General features: G+C 71.5%; 12 protein-coding genes and 1 pseudogene. 7 read left to right on the top strand and 6 right to left on the bottom strand.

Annotation, left to right across the window (positions count from 1 at the left end):
* Positions 1–216: 216 nt before the first annotated feature.
* A complete protein-coding gene (gcl, locus tag ACFVHO_RS03065) occupies positions 217–2,004 on the bottom strand; it encodes a glyoxylate carboligase (RefSeq protein ID WP_385709355.1) in 1,788 nt (595 codons plus the stop codon).
* Positions 2,005–2,469: 465 nt separating this feature from the next.
* Between gcl and ACFVHO_RS03060 the strand changes: the two genes are divergently transcribed.
* Positions 2,470–3,093 (top strand): hypothetical protein, encoded by a 624-nt coding sequence (locus ACFVHO_RS03060; RefSeq protein WP_385709352.1) that lies wholly within the window; start codon positions 2,470–2,472, stop codon positions 3,091–3,093.
* Positions 3,094–3,145: 52 nt separating this feature from the next.
* Here the strand turns inward: ACFVHO_RS03060 and ACFVHO_RS03055 are convergent, their stop codons facing one another.
* Positions 3,146–4,756, bottom strand: coding sequence for an AMP-binding protein (locus ACFVHO_RS03055; RefSeq protein WP_385709349.1), 1,611 nt, complete (start codon positions 4,754–4,756; stop codon positions 3,146–3,148).
* Entirely contained in the window at positions 4,753–6,471 is a 1,719-nt protein-coding gene (locus ACFVHO_RS03050; RefSeq protein WP_385709346.1) for an AMP-binding protein, read from the bottom strand. The genes ACFVHO_RS03055 and ACFVHO_RS03050 overlap by 4 nt, the downstream gene beginning before the upstream one ends.
* A gap of 219 nt (positions 6,472–6,690) precedes the next feature.
* Here ACFVHO_RS03050 and ACFVHO_RS03045 point away from each other — a divergent pair, with 219 nt between their 5' ends.
* Both ACFVHO_RS03045 and ACFVHO_RS03040 read left to right on the top strand, forming a co-directional pair.
* The gene (locus ACFVHO_RS03045; protein WP_385709343.1) at positions 6,691–7,569 is read left to right on the top strand and encodes a LuxR C-terminal-related transcriptional regulator; all 879 of its coding nucleotides are present in this window, start codon (positions 6,691–6,693) and stop codon (positions 7,567–7,569) included.
* Between the two features lie 169 nt (positions 7,570–7,738).
* Positions 7,739–8,392, top strand: a complete 654-nt coding sequence (locus tag ACFVHO_RS03040) for a LysE family translocator (RefSeq protein ID WP_385709340.1) — start codon at positions 7,739–7,741, stop codon at positions 8,390–8,392.
* A 109-nt stretch (positions 8,393–8,501) separates the two neighbouring features.
* Here ACFVHO_RS03040 and ACFVHO_RS03035 read toward each other — a convergent pair whose 3' ends face one another.
* Positions 8,502–9,626 (bottom strand): winged helix DNA-binding domain-containing protein, encoded by a 1,125-nt coding sequence (locus ACFVHO_RS03035; RefSeq protein WP_385709337.1) that lies wholly within the window; start codon positions 9,624–9,626, stop codon positions 8,502–8,504.
* A 387-nt stretch (positions 9,627–10,013) separates the two neighbouring features.
* On the opposite strand from ACFVHO_RS03035, the gene ACFVHO_RS03030 reads away from it, so the two are divergent.
* Positions 10,014–11,183 carry a magnesium and cobalt transport protein CorA gene (locus ACFVHO_RS03030; protein WP_385709334.1) on the top strand — a complete coding sequence of 390 codons (1,170 nt, stop codon included), beginning with the start codon at positions 10,014–10,016 and terminating at the stop codon, positions 11,181–11,183.
* A gap of 139 nt (positions 11,184–11,322) precedes the next feature.
* Here ACFVHO_RS03030 and ACFVHO_RS03025 read toward each other — a convergent pair whose 3' ends face one another.
* On the bottom strand, positions 11,323–12,288 hold the full coding sequence (locus ACFVHO_RS03025; RefSeq protein WP_385709332.1) for a DMT family transporter: 966 nt from the start codon (positions 12,286–12,288) through the stop codon (positions 11,323–11,325).
* Between the two features lie 22 nt (positions 12,289–12,310).
* Between ACFVHO_RS03025 and ACFVHO_RS03020 the strand changes: the two genes are divergently transcribed.
* The gene (locus tag ACFVHO_RS03020) at positions 12,311–13,747 is read left to right on the top strand and encodes a PLP-dependent aminotransferase family protein (protein WP_385709329.1); all 1,437 of its coding nucleotides are present in this window, start codon (positions 12,311–12,313) and stop codon (positions 13,745–13,747) included.
* Positions 13,748–13,749: 2 nt separating this feature from the next.
* On the opposite strand, the pseudogene ACFVHO_RS03015 reads toward ACFVHO_RS03020, so the two are convergent.
* Positions 13,750–13,890 (bottom strand): annotated as a pseudogene (locus tag ACFVHO_RS03015) (IS701 family transposase); the annotation flags it as partial.
* Between the two features lie 307 nt (positions 13,891–14,197).
* On the opposite strand from ACFVHO_RS03015, the gene ACFVHO_RS03010 reads away from it, so the two are divergent.
* Together ACFVHO_RS03010 and trpD are read left to right on the top strand one after the other, a co-directional pair.
* Positions 14,198–15,445 carry a nucleotide sugar dehydrogenase gene (locus ACFVHO_RS03010; protein ID WP_385709327.1) on the top strand — a complete coding sequence of 416 codons (1,248 nt, stop codon included), beginning with the start codon at positions 14,198–14,200 and terminating at the stop codon, positions 15,443–15,445.
* Positions 15,442–16,458 carry an anthranilate phosphoribosyltransferase gene (gene trpD, locus ACFVHO_RS03005; protein ID WP_385709325.1) on the top strand — a complete coding sequence of 339 codons (1,017 nt, stop codon included), beginning with the start codon at positions 15,442–15,444 and terminating at the stop codon, positions 16,456–16,458. Before ACFVHO_RS03010 ends, trpD begins: the two co-directional genes overlap by 4 nt.
* Position 16,459 lies beyond the last annotated feature (1 nt).

Genomic DNA, 16,459 nt, shown 5'->3' with positions numbered 1-16,459 from the left:
TTTCGGGGCCGAGGGTGCCGGGCTGTTGGGCAGGCCGGTGCAAGTTCGGGCGGGTGGGTGGGAGAGAGCCCGTCCGGCGTTTGAGGACGAGGCGCGGAGCGCCGATCGGCGGGAGGCGGCCCACCCGCACACTCCGACCGGGGCGTACACGCGAAGGCCCCCGCCCCGGAGGCGAACTCCGGGGCGGGGGCCGGGCGGCAAGGAAGCCGCGCCGTACTACGCCTTCAGCGTCTTGATCGAGCTCGGCGCATGCCACGGCTCCGTGGCGACCTCCTCGAACTCGGTGACATCGCTGATGTCCGCGGTGCGGCTCATGGAGATGTTGGTGATCCGCTCAAGGATCGCCTCCACGACGACAGGAACCCGGTACTCCTCAGCCAGCTTCTTGGCCTGCTCGAAGGCGGCACCGAGCTCCGCGGGGTCGGTGACGCGGATGGCCTTGCAGCCGAGGCCCTCGGCGACCTTGACGTGGTCGACGCCGTAGACGCCGAGCTCCGGGGAGTTGATGTTCTCGAACTCCAGGTTGACCTGGAAGTTGATGTCCAGGCCGATCTGGGCCTGGCGGATCAGGCCCAGGTAGGAGTTGTTGACGAGGACGTGGACGTACGGGATGCGGTGCTGGGCGCCGACGGCCAGCTCCTCGATCATGAACTGGAAGTCGTAGTCGCCGGAGAGGGCGACGACCTGGGCGTCCGGGTCGGCCGTGGCGACGCCGAGGGCGGCCGGGATGGTCCAGCCGAGCGGACCGGCCTGGCCGCAGTTGATCCAGTGCCGCGGCTTGTAGACGTGCAGCATCTGGGCGCCGGCGATCTGGGAGAGGCCGATCGTGGAGACGTACCGGGTCTCCGGGCCGAAGGCCTTGTTCATCTCCTCGTACACGCGCTGCGGCTTGATGGGGATGTCGTCGAAGTGCGTGCGGCGGAGCAGCGTGGACTTGTGCTCCTGCCCCCGGGCGATCCAGTCGCTCCGGTCGGGCAGCTCGCCCGCGGCCTTCAACTCCCGCGCGACCTGGACGAAGAGTTCGAGGGCGGCCTTGGCGTCGGAGGCGATGCCGTAGTCCGGCGCGAAGATCTTGCCGATCTGGGTCGGCTCGATGTCGACGTGCACGAACGTGCGGCCCTCGCGGTACACGTCCAGCTTGTAGCCGGTGTGGCGGTTGGCCCAGCGGTTGCCGATGCCGAGGACGAAGTCGGACTCGAGGAACGTGGCGTTGCCGTAGCGGTGCGAGGTCTGCAGGCCGACCATGCCCGCGTTCAGCTCGTGGTCGTCGGGGATGGCGCCCCAGCCCATCAGCGTGGGGATGACCGGAGTACCCGTCAGTTCGGCGAATTCCACGAGGAGTTCGGACGCGTCGGCGTTGATGATGCCGCCGCCCGCGACGATCAGGGGCCGCTCGGAGTTCACGAGCATGCCGATGGCCTTCTCGATCTGCGCGCGGCTCGCGGCGGGCTTGTAGACCGGCAGCGGCTGGTACGTGTCCGGGTCGAACTCGATCTCGGTGAGCTGGACGTCGATGGGCAGGTCGATGAGGACGGGACCGGGACGGCCCGAGCGCATCAGGTGGAAGGCCTGCTGGAAGACGCCGGGGACCTGCGCGGCCTCCAGGACCGTGACGGCCATCTTGGTGACCGGCTTGGCGATGGAGGCGATGTCGACGGCCTGGAAGTCCTCCTTGTGGATCACGCTCGTGGGCGCCTGGCCCGTGATGCACAGGATCGGGATCGAGTCACCGATCGCGGAGTAGAGCCCGGTGATCATGTCGGTGCCCGCCGGGCCCGACGTGCCGATGCAGACACCGATGTTGCCCGGGTGGGTGCGCGTGTATCCCTCGGCCATGTGCGAGGCGCCCTCGACGTGGCGGGCGAGCGTGTGATCGACGCCGCCGCCTTCCTTGAGCGCCTTGTAGAAGGGGTTGATCGCGGCCCCCGGCACACCGAACGCGTTGGTGACGCCCTCGCGCTTGAGGATCTCGACTGCCGCGCGGGCAGCGGTCATACGAGCCATTGAGTTCTCCTGCTTCGGCTGACGAAGCCACGGCCACCGTCGCGCCCCGCGATGAGCCGTGCCTTCCGGTGCTGCTTCCGCGCCATGGCCCGCCTCGCGACGTATTCCACATTGCGGAAATTATGTTCTGCTATATGGAAGCAATGTAAGGGGGCGTGCCGGGACCGTCAAGGGATTCCGGGGCACACGGGGCATGCGGGGGCCCGCGTCCAGCTCAAAATGGCGTATCGGCGCGGTCACCTTCCGTACGACGATGAGCTCCGTACGATGGGGAGCTTCGACAGCGGACGGGCGGCGGTGAGGGCCATGGCGAAGGACGGCGTTCTGGTGCGGTGCCCGGTGTGTCGCCATGAACAGGCCTACGCTCCCCCGGCGTTTCCCTGCGCCTGCGGCAAACCCGTCGTACCCCCCGTCCGGCACGGCGCAGCCGTCCCCCTCACCCATCGGACCGGCGCGGACGCCTGGGTGACGGTGCGGTGCGCGGCCTGCGGGCGCACGGCGGACTGGCCGCGGCCCGAGCTGGGGTGCGCGTGCGGGACGGTGCTGCGGTTGGCGGTGGCGTCGCACGAGGCGGACGAGACAGATGGGACGGACGAGGGCCCCGCGGCGGCCGGGGAGGCCGGGGGCGGAACTTCAGCGGACGGCCACCCCTCCCTCACCCCGTCCCACATCCCCCTGCCGCGCACCGCGCCCACACCCCGCCCTGCCTTCCGCCCCCTGCCCGTCCGCAGCGCCGGGGACGCGGTGACGACGGCTGCGCTGTATCTGCGCTGGCTCGGCTACGAGGACGTGCGCGAGGCGGGCCCCGACGAGGAGCGCCCGCCGTCGGGCACGCGGCTGGCGGCACTCGGCGTGCTCGCTCAGGTCGAGCCCGCCGTACGGGACACGTCGCTGCGGGATGTCGAGTGCGCCTGGCTGACCGCCATGGCGCACTCGGCGACGTGCGTGTGCTTCGCGCTGTGCGACTTCACCCCCGCGGCCCGCGACCGCGCGGACGAGCTGGACGTGGCCCTGTTCCGCATCGACCTCTCGGGCACGCCGGAGCCCTTGAACGGCGCGGCGGACGAACTGGCGGCGACGGGCGCCTGAGATCCGGGCGCGAGACGCCCGCCGCCCCTGCCGCGGACTCAGCGCCGCGGACTCAGCCGAACCGCTCCCGCAGCTCCACCTTCCGCACCTTCCCCGACACCGTCATCGGGAAGCCCTCCAGGATCCGCAGCCCCGCCGGGACCTTGTAGTGGGCGAGCTTGCCCGCGCAGAAGCCGCGCAGCTCCTCCAGCGTCAGCGTCTCCTCGGGGTCGCGCAGGATGACGCAGGCCAGCGGCACCTCTCCGTACCGCTCGTCCGGCACCCCGACGACCTGTACGTCCGCGATCTTCGGGTGGGCGTACAGGAACTCCTCGATCTCGCGCGGGTAGATGTTCTCGCCACCCCGGATGATCATGTCCTTGATGCGGCCGACGATCTGGACGTAGCCGTCCTCGCGCATCACCGCGAGGTCGCCCGTGTGCATCCAGCGCCCGGAGTCGATGACCTCGGCGGTGCGCTCCGGCTCCTGCCAGTAGCCGAGCATGACGCTGTACCCGCGCGTGCACAGTTCGCCGGACTCCCCGCGCGGCAGCGTCACCCCGCTCACCGGGTCGACGACCTTCACCTCGATGTGCGGCAGGACCCGGCCGACCGTGCCGGTGCGGCGCTCCAGGTCGTCGTCCATGCGGGTCTGGAGGGAGACCGGCGAGGTCTCGGTCATGCCGTAGCAGATGGAGACCTCCGCCATGTGCATCTCGGCGACGACCCGCTTCATGACCTCGACGGGGCACGGCGATCCGGCCATGATGCCGGTGCGCAGCGACGACAGGTCGTAGGTGGCGAAGTCGGCGAGGTTGAGCTCGGCGATGAACATCGTCGGCACGCCGTACAGCGAGGTGCAGCGCTCGCGCTCGACGGCGTGCAGGGTGGCCACGGGGTCGAACGACGGCGCCGGGATCACCACGCAGGCGCCGTGCGAGGTGGCGCCGAGGTTGCCCATGACCATGCCGAAGCAGTGGTAGAAGGGCACGGGCAGGCACACCCGGTCCTGCTCGCCGTAGCCGATGGTGCGCCCCACCCAGTACCCGTTGTTGAGGATGTTGTGGTGGGAGAGCGTGGCCCCCTTCGGGAAGCCCGTGGTGCCCGAGGTGTACTGGATGTTGACCGGGTCGTCGCAGCTCAACTCGGCTTCCCGGGCCACGAGTTCGGCCGGGTCGACGGACCGCCCCGCGTCCACGAGGGCGTCCCACGACGGGTCGGCGATGTAGTGCGCGGCCCGCAGGTCCGGACACTCGCCCCGGACCTCCTCGACCATCGCCCGGTAGTCGCTGGTCTTGTGCTCCCGGGTGGCGACGAGCAGCGAGACGCCCGACTGCTTGAGTACGTAGGCGAGTTCGTGCGCGCGGTACGCCGGGTTGATGGTCACCATGATCGCGCCGACGCGCGCGGTGGCGTACTGCACGAGCACCCACTCGGCGCAGCTGACCGCCCAGATGCCGACCCGGTCGCCCTTGCCGACCCCGGAGCCGATCAGGCCGAGCGCCAACTCCTCGACGGCGGCGCCGAATTCGGCGTAGGTCCAGCGGGCGCCGGCCGCGACGTCGACGAGCGCGTCGCGGTCCGGCCAGGCGGCGACGGCACGGGCGAGGTTCTGCCCGATGGTGTCGCCGAGGAGGGGTGTCTTGCTGGTGCCGTGCGCGTACGAAAGCCCCGTGGCGCTCACCGGAAGTCCTCCTCGCGGTACTCGGCGCCGGACCCCTTGGCCGTCGCCTCCCGGAGCTCGATGCGGCGGATCTTGCCCGACACGGTCTTGGGCAGCGCGCCGAACTCGAGACGGCGCACCCGCTTGTACGGGGCGAGCACCGACCGGGAGTGCTCGAACAGCAACTTGGCCGTGTCCGGCCCCGGTTGATACCCCTCGGCGAGCACCACGTACGCCTTCGGCACGGCCAGGCGCACCGGGTCCGGCGCGGGCACGACCGCCGCCTCGGCCACCGCCTCGTGCTCCAGGAGCGCGCTCTCCAGCTCGAACGGCGAGATCTTGTAGTCGGACGCCTTGAAGACGTCGTCGGACCTGCCGACGTAGGTCAGATAGCCGTCGGCGCCGCGCGCGCCGATGTCGCCGGTGCGGTAGTAGCCGTCCGCCATGGCCTCCGCGGTGCGCTCCGGGTCACCGTGGTAGCCCGTCATCAGGCCGATCGGGCGCGCCGACAGGTCGAGCGCGATCTCGCCCTCGGCGGCACCCGGCGCCCCGGTGACCGGGTCGAGCAGTTCGACGGCGAAGCCGGGCGTGGGGCGCCCCATCGAGCCGGGGCGCAGCTCCTGGCCGGGGGTGTTGGCGACCTGCACGGCCGTCTCGGTCTGCCCGAAGCCGTCCCGGATGGTCACCCCCCAGTCGCGCCGCACCTGCTCGATGACCTCGGGGTTCAGCGGCTCCCCTGCCGCGACGACCTCGCGCGGCGGCGTCCGCAGCTGGGTGAGGTCGGCCTGGATGAGCATCCGCCACACGGTGGGCGGCGCGCAGAAGCTGGTGACGCCCGCCCGGTCCATCTCCCGCATGAGCCGGCCCGCGTCGAAGCGCGTGTAGTTGTGGATGAAGACGGTCGCCTCCGCGTTCCACGGCGCGAAGAGGTTCGACCAGGCGTGCTTGGCCCAGCCCGGCGAGGAGATGTTCAGATGCACGTCCCCGGGCTTGAGCCCGATCCAGTACATCGTCGCCAAGTGGCCCACGGGGTACGACACATGGGTGTGCTCGACGAGCTTGGGCCGGGCCGTCGTGCCGGAGGTGAAGTACAGCATCAGGGGGTCGTCGGCGCGGGTGACGCCGTCGGGGGTGAAGTCGGCGGGGGCGGTGTCGACGCCGTCGTAGGGGATCCAGTCGTCGGCGCCCCCGGCGACCGTTGCTTCCTCCGCTCCCCGCGCGCCGACCACGATCCGGGTGTACTCCCCCGGCACGTCCGCGAACTTCGCGACGTCCTCGCCCCGCACCACCACGTGCCGGGCCCGGCCGCGCTCGATGCGGTCGCGCAGGTCGGCGGCGCCGAGCAGCGGCGTCGCCGGGATCACCACGGCCCGCAGCTTCATCGCGGCGAGCGCGACCTCCCACAGCTCGGCCTGGTTGCCCAGCATCACGACGATGCGGTCCCCGGCTCCGACGCCGAGCCCGCGCAGCCAGTTGGCGGCACGCGCGGAGCGCCCCGCGAGTTCCGCGAACGAGAGCCGGGTCTCGTCGCCGTCCTCCTCGACGATGTGCAGCGCCGTGCGGTCGTTGCCGTCGGCGATGGCGTCGAACCAGTCGAGGGCCCAGTTGAAGTGCGCGGGCCGGGGCCAGACGAAGCCGTCGTACGCGGCCCGGTAGTCCTCCCGGTGGCGCAGCAGGAAGTCCCGTGCCGCACGGAACTCCTCCGTGCCGCCGCCACCCGCTCCGGTCGCCGTCATCCGCACCCCTCGCATTCCGCTCGCATTCCACTTACCGCCGCTCGTCCGTACCATCGTGTAATTCGTGATGCAGGTCTCACTACCCCCGAACGGGGGTGGTGTCCCGCGCGGGCGGCCGACATCACAGTGGACATCAGGGGCCTTCAGGGGCCCATCGGGGTCGTCAGGGACCGTCCGGGGTCATCAGGGGCACGGGGCAAGAGCCGAGGGAGCGGGCGCGTGGGTGCTGCGGACGGCGGCGAGGCCGCGGACGTACGGGCCGCGCTGGTGCGGCTGCGTCGCGGGACGGGTCTTCCCGTGGCCTTCGGGGGCCTCATGACCGGCGCGGACGGCGCCGCGCGGGTGCGGATCGCCGAACTCAGCGGCACCGCGACGCACTCCCTGAACGGCCTCGCGATCCACATGGGCAACGGCCTCGGCGGCAAGGCGGTCGCCCTGGCCCGCCCCTGCGCCGTCGCGGACTACGGCGCGTCCCGGCAGATCAGCCACGAGTACGACACCGCCGTCGCCCTGGAGGGTCTGCGGGCGGTGCTCGCGGTCCCGTTGGTGGTACGCCGCCGGGTGCGCGGCCTGCTGTACGGCGCCCTGCGCACCGCGCAGCCCCTCGGCGACCGGGCCCTCGCGGCGGCCGTGGCGGCGGCCCGGGACCTCGAACAGGCCCTCGTCGTACGGGACGAGGCGGCCTCGATGCTGGCGGCGGCCCGGGAGGCGGCCGCGGAGGCGCCCGCGCGGGGGTACGGCTCCGGGGACGCGGCGTGGGAGCGCGTGCGGGAGGCGCACGGGGCGCTGCGCGCGCTGGCCGCGCGCATCGATGATCCCGCGCTGCGGGCGGAACTGCTCGCGGTGTGCGGGACGCTGACGGACGCGGCCGCCGACTCCCCCGCACCGGACCCCGGCCCCGGCGTCCGGCTCGCCCCGCGGGAACTGGACGTGCTGGCCTGCGTGGCCGGGGGCGTCACCAACGCGGCGGCCGCCGAACGCCTGGGCCTGCGCCCCGAGACGGTGAAGGGCTACCTGCGGTCGGCGATGCGGAAGCTCGGCGCGCACACGCGGTGGGAGGCGGTGGTGGCGGCTCGGCGGGCGGGGGTGCTGCCGTAGGGGGTCGAGCCCTCTGTGCCGATTCCGCTGCCGGATCCGGGCGCCGCGGGGTTCAATGACGCGTACACGACCGTGCAGGACCGGCACGGTCCGCCGCGGGCCGCCCAGGGCGGACGACCACAGGGCACCCGCGCACCGGCAGGCGCACAGCAGGGGGGATGAGGCCCGCATGGTGTCCACCGACAGATTCCTGGCCTTCACCGCGATGTCGGCCCTGGTGATCGTGATCCCGGGGCCGAGCGTCCTGTTCGTGGTGGGCCGCGCCCTGGCGCACGGCCGCCGCACCGCCGTGGCGACGGTCCTCGGCAACGTCGCGGGCTCGTACCTCATGATCGTGGCGGTCTCCTTCGGCCTGGGCTCGGTCCTGGAGCGCTCGGCGGCGGTGTTCCTCGCGGTGAAGCTCGCGGGCGCGGCGTACCTCGTGTTCCTCGGCGTCCAGGCGTTCCGGCACCGCAAGGAGATGAAGGCGGCGGCGATCGGCGCGGCGGGCGCGGGCGGGCGGCCCGCGCGCGGGGACGTGCGCACCGTCCTCGACGGCGTCCTCGTGGGCCTGACCAACCCGAAGGGCATCGTGTTCGCGGCGGCGGTGCTGCCGCAGTTCGTCGACCACACGGCAGGCCACGTACCCGCGCAGATGCTGCTGCTCGGCCTGGTCCCGATCGGCATCGGCCTGGTCACGGACACCCTGTGGGGCCTGACGGCGTCGGCGGCGCGCACCTGGTTCGCCCGGTCGGACCGCAGGCTGGCGATGATCGGCGGGGCGGGCGGCTGCACGATGGTCGGGCTCGGGGTGACGGTGGCCCTGACGGGCCGCGCGGACTGAGACCGCGCCCCTTCCCGCCCCGCTCGCTCCCCGCCTCCGCTCGCTTCGGGACGACGACTGGCCTCCGGACGACGACTCACTCCGGAACGACTCGCTTCGGGACGACGGCTCACTTCGGGGCGACGACCCCGAACCCGATGTCGTACGAAGGCGCGTCCGCCGCGAGGAGCCGTGCCGTCAGCTCCGCCTCCGCCGCGACCTCACCGCGCTGGGCCTTGGTGAGCTTCCCGAACGGCTCGACGGTGATCCGCACGGCGCCGTCCTTGGCCTCCTCCAGGCGCCAGAGCCCGGCCAGATACCCGTCCACCAGGAAGGTGCAGTGGGCCTGGTTGCCCGTCCAGGTGCGGTCCTTGTGCGCGAGCGCCACGACGCGGGTGCGGTCGGCGTGGGAGAGCAGGAGGTTGTCGTACTCGGGCAGGAAGCGCGGCGGGGCCGGGGTCTCGGGGTCGGGGCGGGGCGCGTCGGGCAGGTCGAACAGTTCGACGCCGTGCTCGTCGCGGAACGTGCGAAGGCCGGGCCGCAGCCGCTCGAAGGCGTCGCGGAGCCGGGTCAGACCGGCCCAGGTCTGCATGTCCTTGACGGAGGCGGGCCCGAAGGCGGCGAGGTAGCGCAGGACGGTGTCGTCGGGCGCGGGCTCCTTCGCGAGGGGGCGGCCGAGCCAGTGCTCGGCGGTGGTGAGGGCGACCTGCCCGCTGCGGCGCCACAGGCCGCGCGGGGTGACCTGGACGAGGGGGAGCCGGGCGCGGGCGGCGATGCCGAGGGACTGCGGGTCCGCGTCCGGCCAGTGGCGCAGCAGTTCGGCGCGGATCTGGGCGAGGGTGCGGGGCTCCTCCTCGACGTACTCCCGGCTGAGCGCGGCGAGCCGGTCCAGGTCAACGCCGGTCAGACCGCCCCGGAACATCCGCAGCTCGCGGTCGATGGCGGCCTGGGTGAGCGGCCGCAGGGTGAGGAGGTCGTCGGCGGTGAGGGTGTGCACGGTGGACCGCATGGTGACGGCGCGGACCACGGCGCGCTCCGCCATCAGTCCCGAAAGGTCCATCGGGTCGAACTCCGCGAGGCGCGCGGCGAGGGCGTAGTACGGCGGCTTCACGTTCTGCGCCTGTAGCCCGACGAGGTGGGCGAGGGCCGCGTCGGCGGCCATCGGGGCGCGCTCCAGGAGGAGCTGCCGGGCCAGGGTGGCGCGGTTGAGGGCCTGGCGGGTGAGGACGGGGGCGGCGCCCTGAGTCTTCGTCATGCTCCGCACGCTAGCGCCGCTTGCGGACAGATACGGTCCGCAAGGGGTACGCCGACGGAGGCACCCCCGGCCGCCCCCTGCCGCCTGGCCTCCCCCTGGTCCCTGGCCCCCTGGCACCCTGTCCCTCACCAACCACACCCGCACCCCACCGCCCACCGCCGCGAGCCCCACCCCCCACCACCACGCCCCGCCGACCACCTCACGCCCCGCCAACCGCTGTCGCACCCTGTCGACCGCCTTCACCCCAACCCCCACCCCAACCCCACCGCCCCCTCCCGGCGCCTGTCGCGCCCGCGTCATCTGCCGCATATATCCTGCTCCGGGCATGTCCGGGGCAGGATCCACGAGCGCCGGGCCGAAGTCGGACGACCAGGGGAAGGGCCGCCGGTGACTCCGGAGCGACGACCACACCGCCCGCAGCAGCCGCGCAAGCACGCGTGGCGGCGGGCATCCTCCCAGTCCGCGCAGGGCACGCCGCCCGCCGACACCTCGAACCACCACCCGGAACGGGACCCCGCACCGGCGCCGCCGACGGCACCCAGCGTCGTGGAGGCGGCGCTGTACCGCGACGGCGTCCGCGTCTCCTCCCCGGACTCCCTCGCCGACACCTTCCGCGAACTGCGCGCCCAGCCCGACGGCATGGCGTGGATCGGTCTGGCCCGCCCGACCGAGCAGGAGCTCCTCTCCCTGGCGGCCGAGTTCGACCTGCACGAGCTGGCCGTCGAGGACGCGATGGAGGCCCACCAGCGCCCCAAGCTGGAGCGGTACGGCGAGACGCTGTTCGTCGTGCTGCGGGCGGCCCGGTACCTGGACGCCCCCGAGGAGGTCGACTTCGGCGAGCTGCACGTGTTCGTCGGCGCGGACTTCGTCATCACGGTCCGGCACGGCGCGGCCCCCGACCTGTCGGCCGTACGCCGCCGCATGGAGAAGACCCCGGAGCTGCTGCGCCTCGGCCCGGAGGCGGTCCTGTACGCCATCCTGGACGCGGTCGTCGACGGCTACGCCCCCGTCGTGTCCGGCGTCCAGAACGACATCGACGAGATCGAGACGGAGGTCTTCGGCGGCGACCCGACGGTCTCCCGCCGCATCTACGAACTCTCCCGCGAGGTCGTGGAGTTCCAGCGCGCCACGCGCCCCCTGGTGGGCATGCTGCACGCCCTGATGGCGGGCTTCGCCAAGTACGGCACGGACGAGGAACTCCAGCGCTACCTCCGCGACGTCGCCGACCACGTCACCCACACCAGCGAACGCGTCGACGGCTTCCGCCAGGCCCTCACCGACATCCTCACCGTCAACGCGACGCTGGTCACCCAGCAGCAGAACGCGGAGATGCGGGCCCTGGCGGAGGCGGGCTTCGAACAGAACGAGGAGATCAAGAAGATCTCCTCCTGGGCCGCCATCCTCTTCGCCCCCACCCTCGTCGGCACGATCTACGGCATGAACTTCGAGACGATGCCCGAGCTGAAATGGGCGGCCGGGTATCCGTTCGCGATCCTGCTGATGGCTGTGGTCTGCGTGAGCCTGTACTTCATCTTCAAGCGGCGGGACTGGCTGTAGGGGCCAGGACGCAACCTGCCGTAACTGACGGTAGGAGCTTCGGCCCGTGGGGCTGCGCAGCAGATGCTGTTGCCAGAGTCTCGAGGCGTCTGCCGCTGGATGACCGCAGGTGCCTGCGGGACATCCTGCTCCGGGCACGTCACAGGCCGTCCGCTCGTGCACCGTCCGGACTGTTCCCTGAGCGCCCTGCCCATGGCATGCGCCATGCCAGTTCGTCCGCGCCCCTGGCGATGGTGACGTCCGGTTCCTTCCTGGTGGTCAGGCCGACCAGCAGGCCGAGGAGGACAATGATCGCGCCGAATGCATGACCCCACGTGGGCTCGCCGGTACCGATAAGGGCCGTGACGCCGACCGCGCTGATGGGGATCAGACTGGTGAATAGGCCGGCCCGCTCCGGACCGATGCTGCCCACGGCGGTGAACCACAGCACGTACGCACCTGCTGTGACGACCACGCTCAGCCACAGCAGCGCGAGTAGCTGGCTGCCGTCCGGCACCGCGTACTGGCCAGTTGCAGCCATGCCGATCAGGCAGAGGGGCACGGCAGCCACGCACGCGTAGGTGGAGACGCGCAGCGCTCCCAGGTCGCCCAACAGCGGGGCCGCCACCAGAGCGAAGGCGACCTCGCCCAACAGAGCGCCCACCGAGAAAACTACGCCGAGGACGCTGGTCGAGGAGCCAAGACCTTGTGCCAGCGCGGCCCCCGCGGTGACGACCAGGCCGGCGAACAGGATGCGCCGGCTCGGCGGTGTCCTGGCCAGTACCGGGGTGATCAGGGCGATGACCACGGGTGCGCAGCCGACGATCACGCCGACCAGTGCTGGGTCAGTGCGCTGCTCCGCCGCCACGACGGCGACGTTGAAGCCGACCATGCCGATCGCGGCGAGCATGGTGATGCGCAGCCACTGCGGACCGGTGACCGCCGGCGGACGTTGCCCGGTACGCCGGTCCTGCAACTTCAGCGCTACCAGCAAGAGAGCCGCGGCCAGTGCGAATCGCAGTGCCTGGCCTGTGTAGACGGGGAAGTCGCGCAGCACCCCCAGGACCGCCACGGAGCTGCCGACCATGACCATCGCGGTCATCGCGAACACGCTGCCTTTTAACATACGGCGACGCTAAGGTGCCGCAATGGCTCGCAACAAGAACCAATCTGTCGGGCATTTTCATGGACCAATTCGCCGCTGCTCGGCCGAGGAACTGCATGACGCGCTCGGCCGGTTGGAGCGGGCCGGGGCGGGCAGGCTGGGGATCCGGCTGGCAGGTCTGCTCCGTGAGCTGATCCGCACTGGTGGTCTGCCTGCGGGCACGCTGATGCCGCCGAGCCGGTCCGTGGCCGAGGCGTTCGGCGTGTCCAGGGGCGTGGTGGTGACCGCCTACGAGCAGCTGCTTGCCGAGGGGTTCCTCCTGGCACGGCAGGGGTCCGGCACGCGTGTCGCGGATTCGGTCACGGCGGCGGACCCGGCACCCACGCCGTCCGTACCACCCCCGGTCGCCCGCCCTGGCCTGCCCGACCTGGGCGGTTTTCCGCGTACCAGATGGCTGGCCGCCTACCGGCACGCGCTCATGACCATGAGCAGCGCCGACTTCGGTTACGGGGACCCGCGGGGGCACCAGCAGCTGCGCGCCGAACTGGCGGTATACCTACGCCGGACCAGGGGCGCGGTCATCGACCCCGAGTACGTGATGGTGGTCAATGGCGTCGCCGAAGGGCTGGCGCTGCTGGCCGACGTGGCGGCCGCGACCGGACGCCGGCACATCGCGGTGGAGGATCCGGCCAGCCCTGGGGCGCGTGACTTGATGGCCCGGCGGGGGATCACTGTGGTCAGCGTGCCGGTGGACGGCGAAGGCATCGTGGTGGACGCCATCCGCGAGCCGGGGCGGCTCGGGGCGGTCCTGCTCACACCAGCACACCAGTACCCGACCGGTGTGATCCTGTCGGCCGCGCGCAGGCACGCGCTCATTGAACTGGCCCGTGCGCACGACGTGATGCTCATTGAGGACGACTACGACGGGGCGTTCCGCTACGCCCGCGACCCGGTCGGCTGCCTGCAGGGCCTGGCCCCGGATATCACCGTGCTGCTGGGCTCCGTCAGCAAGACGCTCGCACCCGCACTGCGGCTGGGCTGGCTGGTCGCCCCGCGCGCCTGGCAAGAGCAGCTCGTGGCCCGCAGGGTGGTCACGAGCCTGGCCGGGCAGGCCATGGACGAGTTGGCGCTCGCCCACCTGCTGCTGACCGGTGGGTACGACATCCACGTACGCCAGATGCGCCGCAGATACCGTACGCGACGGATGCACCTGGTCGAGGAGCTCGGCACCGCCTCGCCGGACGTCGTCGTCCGGGGAGACGCGAGTGGCCTGCACTTGCTGGCCGAACTCCCGCCACAGGTCCGTGAACAGACAGTGTTGTCCTCGCTGCGCCTGAACGGATTCGACGTGCAGGGTCTCGCCGAGTGCCGGATGGGGAGTCCGCCGGGCGCGCCGGGTGGCCTGGTCATCGGCTACGCGGCGCTCGCCCCGGCCTCGATCACCCGGCTGGTCTCGGTCCTGAGCCAAGCGATGGGCTGATGCTCGTTTCCGTCCGGCAACCTGTCCGCCACCCGCTGGATCGGCTTGCGCCACCCGTCCAGCATCAGCCCCCGCAGATAGCGGTCGCCCTTCGCTCTTCGCCCGTTGATCCTGCGAGGTGCCGAGGCAAACACATCCGTCATAAGCCCCGGTAACTCCGCCTGAAAGCCCTCAACCTGCCGTATGTCCTTCCCCCTGGCCTGCTCCGCATCAACACGACCGGGAAGGCATAACTGAGCCCCCACTGGCTGGTCCGGTGGCGGCGCGGGAATCTGGACTGGTGCCCCCGCCGTCCGCTCGGTGACTCTTCAGGAGTCACCGAGATCTGGCCGGTGACGCGTGCGGAGAGTCTGCCGCGGCGACCGCGGCGTACTCCGCACTCGCAATCACCAATGGGGGATTTCCTTGAAAACCAGTATGTCCGGCCGCTGTCCCCTGCCCGGGGGGCGGGTGGCCGTCGTCGGCGTCGGCTACACCGGGCTGCCATTAGCTCTCGGATTCGCTGCCGCGGGTCTGACAGTGGTCTGCCTCGACAGCGACGCCGAGAAGATCGCCGCCATCGCGGAGGGAAGGTCCTACCTGCCCGATGTATCCCATACGGACCTGAGTGCCGATGCAGGGAAGTTGATACCCACGACCGACCCGGAAGCACTGACGTCGGTCGAGGCCGTCGCGATCTGCGTCCCCACCCCGTTGACCGAAGCCGGGGAGCCTGACTTGGCTGCGGTGTTCGCCGTCACCGAGGCGATCGGACCGCGGCTGCGGCGTGGGTCGGTAGTGGTACTGCAGTCCACCGTCCCACCGGGCACGACCGCCGGCCTGGCGAAGCGTTTGGCCGAACTGTCCGGCCTGCGCGCCGGTGTGGACTTCCACCTGGCACACGCGCCGGAGCGTATCGATCCGGCCAACAAGGCAGGTTGGACGCTCGCCAACACCCCGAAGGTGGTCGGCGGCCTCACCCCGGCCTGCGCCCTGGCGGGCGCGGAGCTGTTCGGCACGGTCACCGAGCAGGTGATTCCCGTATCGAGCCTGGAGATCGCCGAGACCGCCAAGGTGTTCGAGAACGCCTTCCGCATGGTGAACATCGCGCTGACCTACGAACTGGCCGACCTGTGCCGGGAACTTGGCGTACCGGTCAATGACGTGATCGACGCGGCGGCGACCAAGCCGTACGGCTTTCTGGCGCACCGCCCCGGCCCGGGCGTGGGCGGCGAGTGCATAGCGGTGGATCCGATGTTCCTGCGCTCCGTCGCCGAAGGCAGCGGAGTCGGTCTGCCAATGATCACTCAGGCGTACCAGCGGATCCGCACCCGCCCGGAAACGGTTGCCCGGCGTCTGGCCGATCTGTTGCGCGCCGGGGGATCCGACCTCACGGGCAGCCGGGTGCTGGTGGCCGGCGTGGCGTACAAGCCCGGGGTGGGCGACACCCGCAACGCGCCCGCGATAGACCTGATCCGAGTGCTGCGCGCCGGCCACGCGAAGGTCTCCTACACCGACCCCATGGTCCCCCATCTGGTGGTGGACGGCGAGGCGGTGACCAGGGTGGAGTGGGACCGGGAATCGGTGTCCGCCTTCGACTGCCTGGTGCTGACGACCCCGCACGAGCAGATCATGAACAGGCCGCTCTGGTACGCCGCGCCCATGCTGCTCGACTGCTGGAACGTGGTGAACGCGGGGGACGGGGTCGTGCACCTGTGAGCGGCCTGGCCACCCTGACCAAGGATGTCGTCGCGGGCCGAGCCGGCGACCCGAGCGCGGCCGCGGCGCTGCTGCTGGATCCGGCGACGCCGGAGACCGATGCCGCGGGTTATCTGACAGCCAAGGCGGTTTCGGGCGCCCGACCCGCCGACGTGGAAGCGCTGGCGCGCGTGGTGCTGGCCGCGGCCACGCAGGTCCCGTTCGACGGCAGGGCGTCCGACCTCGTCGGCACCGGTGGGGACGGGTCCGGCTCGGTCAACATCTCGACGCTGGCCGCCCTCATAGCGGCCGCGTCGGGGACTGCCGTAGCCAAAGCGGGCAACCGCGCGGTGACGAACCGATGCGGCAGCGCAGACCTGTTGGAGCACCTGGGCGTCGACATCGACCCCGGGCCTGCCGGCATCGCGGAGTCGTTGCGGGACAACGGTTTCGCATTCGTGCTGACCTCGGCGGTGCACCCGGTTGTCGGCAAACTGGCACCGCTGCGGAGACGACTGGGATTCCCCACGTTGTTCAACCTGACCGGCCCGTTGACCAACCCTGTGGTGACCGGCGCACGAATCATCGGCGTGGCGGGCGAACGCGACCAGACGGTGATGGCGGAGGCGGCGGCCCGGCTGGGGCTGTCCCCTGCCTGGCTGGTACGCGCGGACAACGGCATGGACGAGATCAGCACATCCGAGCGGACCAGGATCCTGGCCGTCGAGGACGGCATGGTCCGCAAGTTCGTGCTCGACCCGAGAGAAGTCGGTGCGTACCAGGCGCGGCCCGAGGATCTCCTCGGCGGCGGTCCGGACACCAACGCGGCCATCGCGCGGACGGTGCTGAGGGGCCGGGCTTCCCCCGGTCTGCTCGACACCTGCGCACTCAACGCAGCGGCATTGACCACAGCGGTCGCGCGCCCGGCCGACCCGCTGGGAGAGCTCATGCACCAGCTCAAGCGCATGCGCGCCACCCTCGCCGACGGCGTCCCACTTCGGCTCCTCACAGCACTGACGGGCCGTCACACATGAA

The organism is Streptomyces sp. NPDC127108 (genome assembly GCF_042677545.1).
Classification (GTDB): Bacteria; Actinomycetota; Actinomycetes; order Streptomycetales; family Streptomycetaceae; genus Streptomyces.
The sequence above is the reverse complement of the archived record's forward strand: the minus strand, read 5'-3'. Positions and strand labels throughout refer to the sequence as shown.